This is a genomic window from Streptomyces sp. NPDC058279 (genome assembly GCF_042881255.1).
Lineage (GTDB): Bacteria > Actinomycetota > Actinomycetes > Streptomycetales > Streptomycetaceae > Streptomyces.
Genome location: NZ_JBHVYA010000004.1, coordinates 207555 through 220406 on the forward strand (window position 1 = coordinate 207555; position 12852 = coordinate 220406).

Annotated in this window: 13 protein-coding genes; 7 read left to right on the plus strand and 6 right to left on the minus strand. The window is 72.8% G+C overall.

Annotation, left to right across the window (positions count from 1 at the left end):
- Window positions 1-96: 96 nt before the first annotated feature.
- Together ACFVXJ_RS10700 and ACFVXJ_RS10705 are read right to left on the minus strand one after the other, a co-directional pair.
- Window positions 97-687 (minus strand): TetR/AcrR family transcriptional regulator, encoded by a 591-nt coding sequence (locus tag ACFVXJ_RS10700; RefSeq protein ID WP_389661344.1) that lies wholly within the window; start codon window positions 685-687, stop codon window positions 97-99.
- Window positions 684-2276, minus strand: coding sequence for a 3-hydroxyacyl-CoA dehydrogenase (locus tag ACFVXJ_RS10705; protein ID WP_389661346.1), 1593 nt, complete (start codon window positions 2274-2276; stop codon window positions 684-686). Before ACFVXJ_RS10705 ends, ACFVXJ_RS10700 begins: the two co-directional genes overlap by 4 nt.
- A 190-nt stretch (window positions 2277-2466) precedes the next feature.
- On the opposite strand from ACFVXJ_RS10705, the gene paaN reads away from it, so the two are divergent.
- A complete protein-coding gene (gene paaN, locus ACFVXJ_RS10710) occupies window positions 2467-4149 on the plus strand; it encodes a phenylacetic acid degradation protein PaaN (RefSeq protein ID WP_389661348.1) in 1683 nt (560 codons plus the stop codon).
- Window positions 4150-4159: 10 nt separating this feature from the next.
- On the opposite strand, the gene ACFVXJ_RS10715 is transcribed toward paaN, so the two are convergent.
- The 3 genes from ACFVXJ_RS10715 to ACFVXJ_RS10725 form a co-directional block, all read right to left on the minus strand.
- On the minus strand, window positions 4160-4921 hold the full coding sequence (locus ACFVXJ_RS10715; RefSeq protein ID WP_389661350.1) for a TrmH family RNA methyltransferase: 762 nt from the start codon (window positions 4919-4921) through the stop codon (window positions 4160-4162).
- A gap of 194 nt (window positions 4922-5115) precedes the next feature.
- A complete protein-coding gene (locus tag ACFVXJ_RS10720; RefSeq protein ID WP_389661352.1) occupies window positions 5116-6300 on the minus strand; it encodes an HTTM domain-containing protein in 1185 nt (394 codons plus the stop codon).
- A complete protein-coding gene (locus tag ACFVXJ_RS10725; protein ID WP_389661354.1) occupies window positions 6285-7034 on the minus strand; it encodes a DUF5819 family protein in 750 nt (249 codons plus the stop codon). The genes ACFVXJ_RS10720 and ACFVXJ_RS10725 overlap by 16 nt, the downstream gene beginning before the upstream one ends.
- Before the next feature lie 135 nt (window positions 7035-7169).
- Here ACFVXJ_RS10725 and paaA point away from each other — a divergent pair, with 135 nt between their 5' ends.
- From paaA to ACFVXJ_RS10755, 6 genes are all read left to right on the plus strand, one after another.
- The gene (gene paaA, locus ACFVXJ_RS10730) at window positions 7170-8264 is read left to right on the plus strand and encodes a 1,2-phenylacetyl-CoA epoxidase subunit PaaA (protein ID WP_389661356.1); all 1095 of its coding nucleotides are present in this window, start codon (window positions 7170-7172) and stop codon (window positions 8262-8264) included.
- On the plus strand, window positions 8261-8545 hold the full coding sequence (paaB, locus tag ACFVXJ_RS10735; protein ID WP_361312793.1) for a 1,2-phenylacetyl-CoA epoxidase subunit PaaB: 285 nt from the start codon (window positions 8261-8263) through the stop codon (window positions 8543-8545). Before paaA ends, paaB begins: the two co-directional genes overlap by 4 nt.
- A 44-nt stretch (window positions 8546-8589) precedes the next feature.
- On the plus strand, window positions 8590-9327 hold the full coding sequence (gene paaC, locus ACFVXJ_RS10740) for a 1,2-phenylacetyl-CoA epoxidase subunit PaaC (protein ID WP_389661569.1): 738 nt from the start codon (window positions 8590-8592) through the stop codon (window positions 9325-9327).
- Between the two features lie 35 nt (window positions 9328-9362).
- Window positions 9363-9872, plus strand: a complete 510-nt coding sequence (gene paaD / locus ACFVXJ_RS10745) for a 1,2-phenylacetyl-CoA epoxidase subunit PaaD (protein ID WP_389661358.1) — start codon at window positions 9363-9365, stop codon at window positions 9870-9872.
- Window positions 9872-11017 (plus strand): 2Fe-2S iron-sulfur cluster-binding protein, encoded by a 1146-nt coding sequence (locus tag ACFVXJ_RS10750; RefSeq protein ID WP_389661360.1) that lies wholly within the window; start codon window positions 9872-9874, stop codon window positions 11015-11017. Before paaD ends, ACFVXJ_RS10750 begins: the two co-directional genes overlap by 1 nt.
- Window positions 11018-11198: 181 nt before the next feature.
- The gene (locus ACFVXJ_RS10755) at window positions 11199-12341 is read left to right on the plus strand and encodes an acyl-CoA dehydrogenase family protein (protein WP_389661362.1); all 1143 of its coding nucleotides are present in this window, start codon (window positions 11199-11201) and stop codon (window positions 12339-12341) included.
- A 68-nt stretch (window positions 12342-12409) separates the two neighbouring features.
- Here ACFVXJ_RS10755 and ACFVXJ_RS10760 read toward each other — a convergent pair whose 3' ends face one another.
- Complete coding sequence (locus ACFVXJ_RS10760; protein WP_389661364.1) at window positions 12410-12763, minus strand: rhodanese-like domain-containing protein; 354 nt, start codon at window positions 12761-12763, stop codon at window positions 12410-12412.
- Between the last annotated feature and the right edge of the window lie 89 nt (window positions 12764-12852).

Here is a 12852-nt window from a genome sequence, read left to right on the forward strand (position 1 = left end):
CATGCGGCCGATCGGGGACCGGGCGGCGATCGATCGAGGGCCGCACGGTCGGCGAGCGACCACGGGCCGGGCCGGGCCGAGCCCGTCGCCGATCGGTCAGGTCGTGCTCGTGCGCAGTCCGTCGAAGGCCATGTGCACGACGGCGTCCGCCAGCTGGGAGTGGTCCGCGCCCGGGTAGGGGCGGTACCACTCGACGAGGGAGTTGACCATGCCGAACAGCAGGCGGGTGGCGAGCCGGCTGTCCACGTCCGTGCGCAGGTCGCCCTCGGCCGCGGCGGCCTTCAGCAGGTCGGCCACCGCGTGGTCGAACTCGCGCCGGCGCTCCAGCGCCCAGCGCTCGGTGCGCGTGTTGCCCCGGACCCGCAGCAGCAGCGTCACGTAGGGCAGTTCGGCCAGCAGCACCTCTACCGTGCGCCGCGTGACGTACTCGACCCGCTCCACCGCTCGGCCGCGGAGCGCGCCCGGCTCCTCCAGGACGGCGAAGAGCCCGTCGAGGGCGCGACTGACCGCCCTGCGGAGCAGCTCCTCCTTGCCGGCGACGTGGTGGTAGATCGAGGACTTGGAGATGCCCGCGGCCTTGGAGAGGTGCTCCATCGAGGTGCCGTCGTAGCCGCGCTCGTTGAACACCTGGACGGCGACGGTGAGCAGCGTCTCGGGGGTGTACGTGTCACGCCTGGCGGTGGTCACTGGGCGTCCCCCCGGATGTCGTCCCCGATCCCGTGACCCGTCCCGGCCCCGAGCGCCTCGCCGGTCTCGTCCCCGAATCCGTCCCCGAGCCCGTCCTCGTCCTCCGCGTAGCCGAGCTTGAACAGCGCCAGGGAGGGCGCGTACCGGCCGCCCGGGCAGCGCTCGTCGAGGTGGTGCAGCAGGTCGTACGCCCAGTCGCGGCCGAGGCGCTCGTGCCAGGCGGACGGCCCCAGCGGGTAGTTGACGCCGAGCCGCATCGCGGTGTCGATGTCCGCGGCGGTGGCCACGCCGCGCGCCACGGCGTCGGCCGTCAGGTCGATCAGCATCGCGACGGTCCGGGCGACGATCATGCCGGGCACGTCACCGATGACGGAGACGTCCTTGCCGAGCTTCTGGAAGAGGCCGACGGCCTCCGCGAGGGTGCGCTCGCTGGTGTCCTCGCCGGCGGCGAGCGCGACGCGGGTGGCCTCGCGGTAGTCGAGCGCGAGGTCGAAGTAGACGACGTCCGCGAACTCGACCGCGGTCTTGCCGTCCGCGAGCACGAGCTGCCCCTCGCCGGGCAACTGGATGTACGGGCCCCCGTGCCCGGTGGCCGTGACCGCGATGCCCGCCTCCTCCAGGAGGTCGACGAGACCGGCCGCGGGGCCGAGGTCGCCGACGACGGTGACCTTGGCTGGCGCCTCCTCGGGACCGGCGGTGTGCGGACGCGGGGGCGTGGCGTCCGGGCCGTAGGGGAACCAGCCGTGACCCGACTTGCGGCCGAGCCGGCCCGACTGGACGAGCCGGCGCTGCGCGAGCGAGGGGGTGAACTTGGGGCTGCGGAAGAACGAGTCCCAGACGGAGCGGGTGACGGCCTCGTTGACGTCCTGGCCGATCAGGTCGGTCAGCTCGAACGGGCCCATCTTGAAGCCGCCGCTCTCGCGGAGCACGGCGTCGATGGTCGCCGGGTCCGCGCCCCGCTCCTCGTACACCGCGAACGCCTCGGCGTAGAAGGGGCGGGCGATCCGGTTGACGATGAAGCCGGGTGTGTCGGCGCAGCGGACCGGCGTCTTGCCCCAGCCCAGGGCCGTCTCGTACGCGCGCTCGGCGGCGGCCGGGTCGGTCGCGAAACCACTGACCACCTCGACGAGCGGGAGCAGCGGGGCCGGGTTGAAGAAGTGGAGGCCGAGGAAGCGGCCGGGGTGGGCGAGGCCGGCGGCGAGCTCGGTGACGGAGAGGGACGAGGTGTTGGTCGCCAGCAGGGCGTCCGGCGAAACCACCCCTTCGAGTGCCGCGAAGAGTCGCCGCTTGACGGTGACGTCCTCGACGACCGCCTCGACGACGAGCGCGGCGTCCGCCAGCTCGGAGAGGGCCTGGGCCGCGTTGATCCGGCCGTTCGCGTCGTCCGCGTCGGCCCGTTCCAGTCGGCCCTTGGCGACCAGCCGCTCGACGCGGTCGCGGACCTGGTCGACGCCGGCGCGGGCCGCGTCGGCGTCGATGTCGTGGATCAGCACGCGGTGACCTGCGAGAAGGGCGACCTGGGCGATGCCCTGCCCCATCGTGCCGGCGCCGATGACCGCCACTGTGCGGGACCGCTCGATTGCTGTCATGACCCGATCCTCCCGCACCGACTTATCCACAGGCTTGCCGGGCCCTCTTGTCCCGACCGATCGTTCGGTTACTCTAACTCCAGTCTGCTCTTCTTCACCCGCCCTTGCCCGATCCGGTTCCCCGATCCGCACTCCGGTGATCGTGTGAACCAGCCTGATCCCGCCCGGCTCAACGAGGAGTTGGTCCCTGATGGCCGCCGAGCTCACCCTCCCCCAGCTGTCCGAGAAGCACCGGCCCACCCTGGACCAGGCGCTCGCGGCCATCCGCAGCCGCGCGTACTGGTCCCCGCATCCCGAGCACCCCAAGGCGTACGGGGAAACCGCCCCGGCCGACGGTCTCGCGGCGTTCGAAGCCGTCCGCGGCACCCGGTTCGACCTCGGGCAGCCCGGCACCGACGGCTGGACCGGCGGGGAGGTGTCCCCGTACGGCCTGGACCTCGGCGTCGAGTACCCGCACGCCGATCCGGACGTGCTGCTGCCCGCGATGCGGGCCGGCATGGCCGCCTGGCGCGACGCGGGTCCCGAGGCGCGCGCGCTGGTGTGCGTCGAGATCCTCGCGCGGATCTCCGCCCGCACCCACGAGTTCGCGCACGCGGTCATGCACACCAGTGGCCAGGCGTTCATGATGGCGTTCCAGGCGGGCGGCCCGCACGCGCAGGACCGCGGCCTGGAGGCGATCGCGTACGCCTACGAGGAGCAGACCCGTGTCCCGGCGCAGGCCGACTGGTCGAAGCCGCAGGGCAAGAAGGACCCGCTGGCGCTCGGCAAGACCTTCACCGCCGTGCCGCGCGGCATCTCCCTGATGATCGGCTGCAACACCTTCCCGACCTGGAACGGCTACCCGGGCCTCTTCGCCTCCCTGGCCACGGGCAACCCGGTCCTGGTCAAGCCGCACCCGCGAGCCGTGCTCCCGCTGGCGCTGACGGTGCGGGTGGCGCGCGAGGTCCTCGCCGAGGCCGGCTTCGACCCGAACCTGGTCGCGCTGGCGGTCGAGCGGCCGGGCGAGGGCATCGCCAAGACGCTCGCGCTGCGCCCCGAGATCAAGCTGATCGACTACACGGGGTCGACGTCCTTCGGCGAGTGGTTGGAGACCAACGCCCGCCAGGCGCAGGTGTACACGGAGAAGGCGGGCGTCAACACCGTCGTCGTGGACTCCACCGACGACTACAAGGGCATGCTGTCGAACCTCGCGTTCTCGCTGTCCCTTTACAGCGGCCAGATGTGCACCACCCCGCAGAACCTGCTGATCCCGCGGGACGGCATCGAGACGGACGCCGGGCACAAGACGTACGACGAGGTCGTCGCCGACCTCGCCGGCTCCGTCGGCGGCCTGCTGGGCGACGACGCGCGGGCCAACGCCCTGCTGGGCGCGCTGGTCAACCCGGACGTGCAGGCCCGTCTGGAGGCCGCCGCCGGCCTGGGTGAGGTCGCGCTGGCCTCGCGGGAGGTCGCCAACCCGGAGTTCCCCGGCGCGGTGGTCCGCACCCCGGTGATGGTGAAGCTGGACGGCTCCAAGCCGGACGACTCCGCGCCGTACCTGTCGGAGTGCTTCGGCCCGGTGTCGTTCGCGGTGGCGGTCGACTCCACGGCGGACGCCTTGGAGCTGCTGCGGCGAACGGTCCGGGAGAAGGGCGCGATGACGGTCGGCGCGTACACGACGTCCGCCGACACCGAGCGGGCCATCGAGGAGGTCTGCCTGGAGGAGTCGGCGCAGCTGTCGCTCAACCTGACCGGCGGCGTCTACGTGAACCAGACCGCGGCGTTCTCCGACTTCCACGGCTCGGGCGGCAACCCGGCGGCCAACGCGGCCCTGTGCGACGGCGCGTTCGTCGCGAACCGGTTCCGCGTGGTGGAGGTCCGCCGCCGGGGCTAGCGGGCCGGATCTACGCGGGCGGTGGTCCTCCCCAGTGGAAGAGGGTCATCGCCACGCTGGTGGCCAGGTTGTAGCTGGACACCTGTGGCCGCATCGGCAGGGACACCAGGTGGTCGGCACGGGCCCGCAGTTCGGGCGAGATGCCGTGGCGTTCGGAGCCGAAGGCGAGCAGGGCGTCGTCGGGGAGGGTGAGGGCGCGGATGTCCTCGCCCTCCGGGTCCAGCGCGTACACCGGCCCCGGGGGCAGGGTGTCGATGTCCACCCGGTCGACGGTGGTGGCGTAGTGCAGTCCGGCTCCGGCGCGGACCACGTTGGGGTGCCAGGGGTCGAGGTCGCCGCGGGTGACGACGCCGGTGGCGCCGAAGCCGGCGGCGAGGCGGACGACGGCTCCGACGTTGCCCAGGTTGCGGGGGTTGTCCAGTACGACGACGGGCGCGGGTCGGGGCAGCCGCTCCAGGCGGGCCCGCCCTTCGGCCCGGTCGGGCTTGACCGCCAGGGCCGCGACCCCGGTGGGGTGCACCCGGCCCAGGAGCGCGCGCAGCTCCGCCTTGGCGACCAGCCGCGCCACCTCCGCCTCCACGTCCGGCGCCAGCTCGGCGGCGAGCGCCCGCACGGCATCGGGGTCGTCCGCGACGACGGCCCGGACATCGGCGCCGAAGCGCAGGGCGTGCTTCAGCGCGTGGAACCCGTCGAGGAGTACGACGTCCCCCCGCCCGGCGACCTCCCGCCACACCCGCGCCACGTCATCGCCCCCACCAAGCCGCTCACTCATACCGCGACCCTACGACCCCCCGGGCCCGCCACCGGCTCCCGCACCCCGACAACCCCACCGGCACCCTTCAGCCGGGCCGACACACTCCTGCGGGGCCGCACCCTCCGACCCCGCCACACCCCCAGCCCCGCCGGCGCTTGAGGCGCGGGGCCCGGGGCGGAGCCCCGGCACACGGCCCGCAGGGCACCGCACCCTCAGCGGACCAGCGCCTCCGTCCCGGCCTCGGCGACCGCCACCGCCCCGACCCTCCGCCGCCGCGCCCGCGCCGTCGCACCCGCAGCCGCGCCCAGCCACACCAAGAACCCCGTCGGCAAGAACACCGCATCCGCCGCGATCATCGCCAACGAGAAGAACGGCAGCCCCAACACCACCGCGATCCCGACGTGCTCCAGCATCATCAGCCCCAGCAGCACGTTCTTGATCCGCCGGTTGAACAGCGTGAACGGGAACGCGACCTGCACCACCACCGTCCCGTAGGTCAGCAGCATCACCACGGTCCCGCTCCCCGCGAGCAGCGCCGACAGCCCCGGCCACGGGGCGAAGTAGTCCAGCCCCAGCGGGTAGTACAGCGCCGTCCCGTCCTGCCACCGGGACCCCTGGATCTTGTACCAGCCGGCCGTCGCGTAGATCAGGCACACCTCCGCCATGATCACCAGCATCCCCGCGTTGTGCAGCAGGTTCGCCAGCACGTCGAGGACCGCCCGCCCCTCCCCCTCGGGGGCGTACCGCTCGGCCAGCCACCACACCCCCGCCACTACCCACAGCACCCCGAACGCCGCCGCCCACAGCGCGCCGAACCGTCCGGCCAGCGCCCCGTAGCCGAACACCGCCCCCAGCCCACCCCACAGCACCGGCCCCCACGCCCCGACCGCCGCCCCGGCCGTGCCCCCGCCGCGCGCCGCCCGCCGCGCGTCCAGCGACCACACCCGCGCACACCGCGTCAGCACCAGGTAGATCGCCATCAGGTGGATGACGTTGTCCCCGCCGTCCCCCATGAACACACTGCGGTTCTGCAGCGAGAGCACCCCCACCATGAACACCACGGACGTGGCCCGCGTCCGCCAGCCCAGCACCAGCAGCGCGCTCGCGAGCACGGAAACGACGTAGACGGTCTCGAACCACCATGTCGCGTCCGACCACATCAGCACGGTGAACGCGTGGTTCGAGGCGATCAGCCGCTTCGCCAGCGCCCAGCTCCACGGGCCGTCCGGCCCGTACAGCTCGTGCCGGTTCGGGAACTCGCGCAGCAGGAAGAACAGCCACGTCCCGGCGAAGCCGATCCGTACGACCGCGCTCTGGTACGGGCCCAGCGCCTCCCCGGTGACCTTGGCCAGGCCCCGCCCGGCCGCGGCCCGCGCCCGGCTCAGACCGTCCACCACGGCAGCTCCCGGTAGTACGTCCGGGTGTCGGTGCGCTCCTCGCTCCACTTCGGCGCCGCGACCGCCGTCGTCGCCGAGCGCAGTTGGATCCGTACGACGCGGTCGCCACCGCGCCGCGTCCCCGCCAGCCGGTCCAGGGCGATCCGCCGCAGGTACGCCTCCGACAGCTCGCCGCGTTCGCCGTTCGGCTTGTTGTCGTCGTCGTGGGAGCCGGTGAAGAAGTCCCAGGCCCGCCGGAGCTCGTTCTGCCGGGTGTGGCTCGGCAACGGATCGTGTCGGATGGCCGCACCGTCCTCGGCCGACAGGTCGCGCCAGTCGCTGGTGGTCAGTTCGCCGCCCGCCGTCCGCACCTGGGCCCTGACCTGCACCGCGATGTTCTGTTGGAGCGGGTTGGGCGCGAAGAGCTTCCAGTTCTGTTCGAACTCGGGGTAGATCCAGTCGTCGATGGCCGCCGCGTGCCGTTTGCTCACCGTGTTGGACGGTGCCACGTGCAGGAACACGAACGCCAGGTGGGTACAGGCGGTCGCGGCGACCGCGCCGAGGGCCACCGCCGCGAGCACCCGGTACGGGGTGGACAGGCCGGCGATGCCGGGGGCACGCGGCGCCGTGCCGGACGGTGCCGTGCCGGACGGCGAAACGGACGGCGAAACGGACGGCGGAGTGGACGGCGAACCGGTTCGCGGAACGGGCGACGGAACGGCCTGTTCCACGGGCTCTCGCTCGTTCGAATCCATCGCGTCCCGATCATCCGGCGTCCACAGGGTTGCCCACAGAGGTTGACACCCTACGGGCCGTCGACCCACCATTGAAGAGCATGAACCGAACGATCGGTCGGTCGGGCGGAAAGCAGACTCTGACAGGGGGCCGGGATGGTCACAGTGACCCCGGAATCTGGGCAGGAAGCGAGCCTGGGCGCAGGCCCCGCACAGCCGGGGCCCGGCGCCGCGGGCGAGATCGGCGATCTCGGCGCGCAGCTCGCGGCGGCGTTCGACGCCGCCGTGGCGGCGGACGAGCGCGTCGAGCCGCGCGACTGGATGCCCGACGAATACCGCGCCTCCTTGGTCCGCCAGATGGCCCAGCACGCCCACTCCGAGATCATCGGCATGCAGCCCGAGGCCAACTGGATCACCCGCGCGCCCTCGCTGCGCCGCAAGGCGATCCTGATGGCCAAGGTCCAGGACGAGGCCGGCCACGGCCTGTACCTCTACAGCGCCGCCGAGACGCTCGGCACCAGTCGGGACGAACTGCTCGACAAGCTCCACTCGGGGAAGCAGAAATACTCCTCGATCTTCAATTACCCCACTCTGACCTGGGCCGATGTCGGCGCGATCGGCTGGCTCGTGGACGGGGCCGCCATCACCAACCAGGTGCCGATCTGCCGCTGCTCCTACGGTCCGTACGCGCGCGCCATGGTCCGCATCTGCAAGGAGGAGTCCTTCCACCAGCGCCAGGGGTACGAGCTGCTCCTGGCCCTGTCGAAGGGCACCGAGGCCCAGCACGCCATGGCCCAGGACGCCGTCGACCGCTGGTGGTGGCCCTCGTTGATGATGTTCGGCCCGCCGGACGGGGAGTCGGCGCACTCGGCGCAGTCCATGGCCTGGCGGATCAAGCGCCACTCGAACGACGAGCTGCGCCAGCGCTTCGTGGACATCGCCGTGCCGCAGGCCGAATCGCTGGGGCTGACCCTGCCCGACCCGGACCTCAAGTGGAACGAGGAGCGCGGCCACTACGACTTCGGCGCGATCGACTGGGCCGAGTTCTGGAACGTGCTCAAGGGCAACGGCCCGTGCAACGAACAGCGCCTCGATCAGCGGCGCACGGCCCACGAGGAAGGCGCCTGGGTACGGGACGCGGCCGCGGCGTACGCGGCGAAGCACGCGCGTCCGGCCGCCCGGCCGGTAGACGGCACCACGGCAGAGCACGCCGGAGACTCGGCGACGAACCACGAGGAGACACAGGCATGACGCAGAACTGGCCGCTGTGGGAGGTGTTCGTCCGCTCGCGGCGCGGCCTCTCGCACACGCACGCGGGAAGCCTGCACGCCCCGGACGCGGAGATGGCCCTGCGCAACGCCCGTGACCTCTACACGCGGCGGAACGAAGGCGTCTCGATCTGGGTGGTGCCCTCCACCGAGATCACCGCCTCCTCGCCGGACGAGCGGGACCCGTTCTTCGCCCCGGCCGGCGACAAGCCGTACCGGCACCCCACTTTCTACGAGATCCCCGAGGGGGTGCGCCACCTGTGAACAGCCCTGCGAACACCCCCGTGACCGGCGAGGTGAGCGGTGCCGTGACCGGCGCCGTGACCGGCGGCGAAGTCGTCCGGTCGGCCGCCCTCGCCCTCGGGGACGACGCGCTGATCCTCTCCCACCGCCTCGGCGAATGGGCGGGCCACGCGCCCGTCCTGGAGGAAGAGGTCGCGCTCGCCAACATCGCCCTCGACCTGTTGGGCCAGGCCCGTCTGCTGCTGTCCATGGCCGGCGACGAGGACGAGCTGGCGTTCCTCCGCGAGGAACGCTCCTTCCGCAACCTCCAACTGGTCGAGCAGCCCAACGGCGACTTCGCGCACACCATCGCCCGGCAGCTCTACTTCTCGCTGTACCAGCACGAGCTCTACACGGAACTGGCCGCTACCGACGGCCCGTTCGCCCCCCTGGCGGCCAAGGCCGTCAAGGAGACCGCGTACCACCGCGACCACGCCGAGCAGTGGACGCTCCGGCTCGGCGACGGCACGCAGGAGAGCCACGCCCGGATACGGGCCGCGCTGGACGCGCTGTGGAAGTACACCGGCGAGATGTTCCAGCCGGTGGACGGGCTCGAAGGCGTCGAGTGGACCGCCTTGGAAGAGCGCTGGCTCGCCACGCTCGGAGCGGTCCTGGAGCGCGCCGGGCTCACCCTTCCCGCCGGACCGCGTACGGGGGCCTGGACCGCCGGCGCCGGTCGGCAGGGGCTGCACACCGAGCCGTTCGGCCGGATGCTGGCGGAGATGCAGCACCTGCACCGCAGCCATCCGGGGGCGTCATGGTGACCGACGCGGCCCCCGGCCCGGGAAAGGCGGCGGGCATGGGCACGGGCACGGGTGATGGGACGACCCGTCTGGAGGCGGAGCTCGCGGAGCTGGCCGGCTCCGTCCCCGACCCCGAGCTGCCCGTCCTGACCCTCGCCGAGCTCGGCGTCATGCGCGGCGTCCGGATGCACGAGGACGGCCACGCCGAGGTCATGCTCACCCCGACCTACACCGGCTGCCCGGCGATCGAGGCCATGTCCGCCGACATCGAGCGGCTCCTGACCGGGCACGGCATCCCCGGAGTCCGGGTGACCACCGTGCTGGCCCCCGCCTGGTCGACCGACGACATCAGCGCCGAGGGCCGGCGCAAGCTCGCCGAATTCGGGATCGCCCCGCCGCGCCCGCACGCCGCGGGCGGCCCCGTCCCGCTCACGCTGTCGGTCCGCTGCCCGCACTGTGGATCGACCGACACCGAACTGCTCAGCCGGTTCTCCTCCACCGCGTGCAAGGCGTTGCGCCGCTGCGTCGCCTGCCGTGAACCGTTCGACCACTTCAAGGAGCTGTAATGGCCGTGCCGCCGCCGTCGCCCACGCAGTCGTCCCCTGCGGGGGCGCCGCGTCCCGCGCGCCACGGCGCTTTCCACGCCCTCACGGTGGCGGCGGTCGATCGGCTCACCGACGACTCGGTGGCCCTGACCCTGCGGGTCCCGGAGGAACTGCGGGCCGAGTACCGGCACGCGCCGGGCCAGCACCTGACGCTGCGCCGCGGCACCCCCGAGGGCTCCGAGGTCCGCCGCACCTACTCGATCTGCTCCCCCGCCCCGGACGAGGTGGGTCCCGCGCGGCTGCGGGTCGGCGTGCGGCTGGTGGAGGGCGGCGAGTTCTCCACGTTCGCGCACAAGGAGATCGCCGCCGGGGACGTCCTGGACGTGATGGTCCCGGCCGGACGGTTCGTCCTGGACCCGGCCGCGGCGCCCGCCGCCGCGCACTACGCGGCGATCGTCGGCGGCAGCGGCATCACCCCGGTGCTGTCGATCGCCGCCTCCCTGCTGGCGGCCCGCCCGGACGCCCGGTTCTGCCTGGTGCGCAGCGACCGTACGGCGGCGTCGACGATGTTCCTGGAAGAGGTCGCCGACCTCAAGGACCGCTACCCCGACCGGTTCCACCTCGTCACGGTGCTGTCCCGGGAAGAGCAGGAGGCCGGGCTGCCGTCCGGTCGGCTGGACGAGCCGCGACTGACCGCCCTGTTGCCGGCGCTGCTGCCCGTCGCGGAGGTGACGGGCTGGTTCCTGTGCGGCCCGTACGGGCTGGTGCAGGGCGCCGAGCGGGCGCTGCACGCCCTGGGGGTCGCCCGGACCCGGGTGCACGAGGAGATCTTCCACGTCGAGGACACCGCGCCGCCCGCCGCGGGACGGGCACCCTCCGCCGCCGCCTCTCGGGGCCGGGTCACCGCCCGGCTCGACGGTCGCTCGGGGACCTGGCCGGTCCAGGACGGCGAGTCCCTGCTGGACGCCGTGCTGCGCAACCGCGCGGACGCGCCGTACGCCTGCAAGGGCGGCGTCTGCGGGACCTGTCGGGCGTTCCTGGTGTCGGGTGAGGTGCGGATGGACCGCAACTTCGCGCTGGAGGCGGAAGAGACGGAGGCCGGCTTCGTGCTGGCGTGCCAGTCCCACGCGGTGACGGAGGAAGTCGAGATCGACTTCGACCGCTGACGGACCGGTCCTCCCGGTCCCCAGCCCGGGCTGCCACAGACCGGGCTGCCACAGACCGGGCTGCCACGAACCGCTTCCTCGGCCTGGGCATTTCGCGGAGTCTGCTCTATCTTGACGCTCCGTCAGATCCGAGCGCGGCTCCGACGCGACACGGTCCGGTGGTCACCCGGGAGGACAGGCAGTGGACTTCACCTTCACCGAGGAGCAACAGGCCGCCGTCGAAGCGGCCAAGGCCGTGTTCGCGGACGTCTCGCCCGACGGCGTCCCGAGCCCCGCGCTCACCCCGGGAGCGGTGGCCGACGACTTCGACCGGCCACTGTGGGCCCGGCTGGCCGCGTCGGACCTGCTGAGCCTGATCCTCGCCGAGGAACACGGCGGGGCCGGGCTCGACACCATCGCGCTCTGCCTGGTGCTGCGCGAGGCGGCGAAGGTGCTGGCCCGCGTACCGTTGCTGGAGCACTGCGCCACCGCCATGGCGGTCCAGGCCCACGGCGGCCGGGACCTGGCCGCCGCCCTGCTCCCCGCAGCCGGCCGTGGGGACCTCGTCCTCACCGCCGCCGCCCACGGCCGCACCGGCCACGACCCGGCCGAACTCGCCGTCACGGCCCGCCCCGACGGCTCGCACTGGGTGCTGAACGGGGTCCAGACCTCGGTCCCTTGGGCGCAGAGCGCCGACTGGATCGCCGTACCCGCCCACACGGGGGAGGGGGCGGCGGTCCTCGCGCTGGTTCCCCGTGTCACCGAGGGGCTGACCCTCGCGGACCAGTATTCGACCAGCGGGGAACGGCTCGCCCACCTCACCCTGGACGGGGTGGGCGTGCCGGGCACGCACGTCATCGAGGACCCTGCGGCATGGCAACTGCTCCACCGGTTGCTGGCGACCGGGACGTGCGCCCTCGCGCTGGGTCTCGGCGAGGCCGTCCTCGCCATGACCGGGCAGTACACGGGGAAGCGGGAGCAGTTCGGTTTCCCGATCGCCACGTTCCAAGCCGTTGCCGTCCAGGCGGCGGACCGGTACATCGACCTGCGCGCCATGGAGGTCACCCTCTGGCAGGCGGCCTGGAGGTCGGAGAGCGCGGCAGCGGGCGCGGGGGGACCGCTGCCGATCGCCGGTGACGTCGCCGTGGCCAAGATCTGGGCGTCCGAGGGCGTGCGTCGGGTCGTGCAGACCGCCCAGCACCTGCACGGCGGCTTCGGCGCCGATACCGACTACCCGCTGCACCGCTACCACGCCTGGGCCAAGCAATTGGAACTCCAGCTCGGACCGGCCGCCGCGCACGAGGAGGCGCTGGGCGACCTCCTGGCCGCCCACCCCCTCGGCTGACCGGACGGGCCGGCCGCTCCCGGGCCGTGGCCCGGACCGGGGCACAGGCCCGGTCGCAGCGCGAAGGCTTACAGCACGAACGGCGGGTTGCCGCTCTCGCTGACCATCGGGCGCCGGGCGCCGTCCCATGCCTGCATGCCGCCGTCGATGTTCACGGCGTCGATGCCCTGCCGGACGAGGTACTGGGTGACCTGCGCGGAACGCCCGCCCACCCGGCACATCACGTGGACCCGGCCGCCGTCCTCGACGGACTCCAGGGCCTCGGTGAGCTCGCCGAAGCGGGCCACGAAGTCGCTCATCGGGATGTGCAGCGCGCCCTCGACATGCCCGGCCGCCCATTCGTCGTCCTCACGGACGTCCAGGACAAAGCCTTCGGAGGGCACCTCGGCGGCGCCCACCGAGGGAAGCGGTCCGAAGTTCATACGTCGCCTTCTCTCGTCACGGATCTCTCGTCGCAGATCCGGATGCCAACCTATACCGGCCACGGTCTCGTACCGTCCGGGGCCGACTT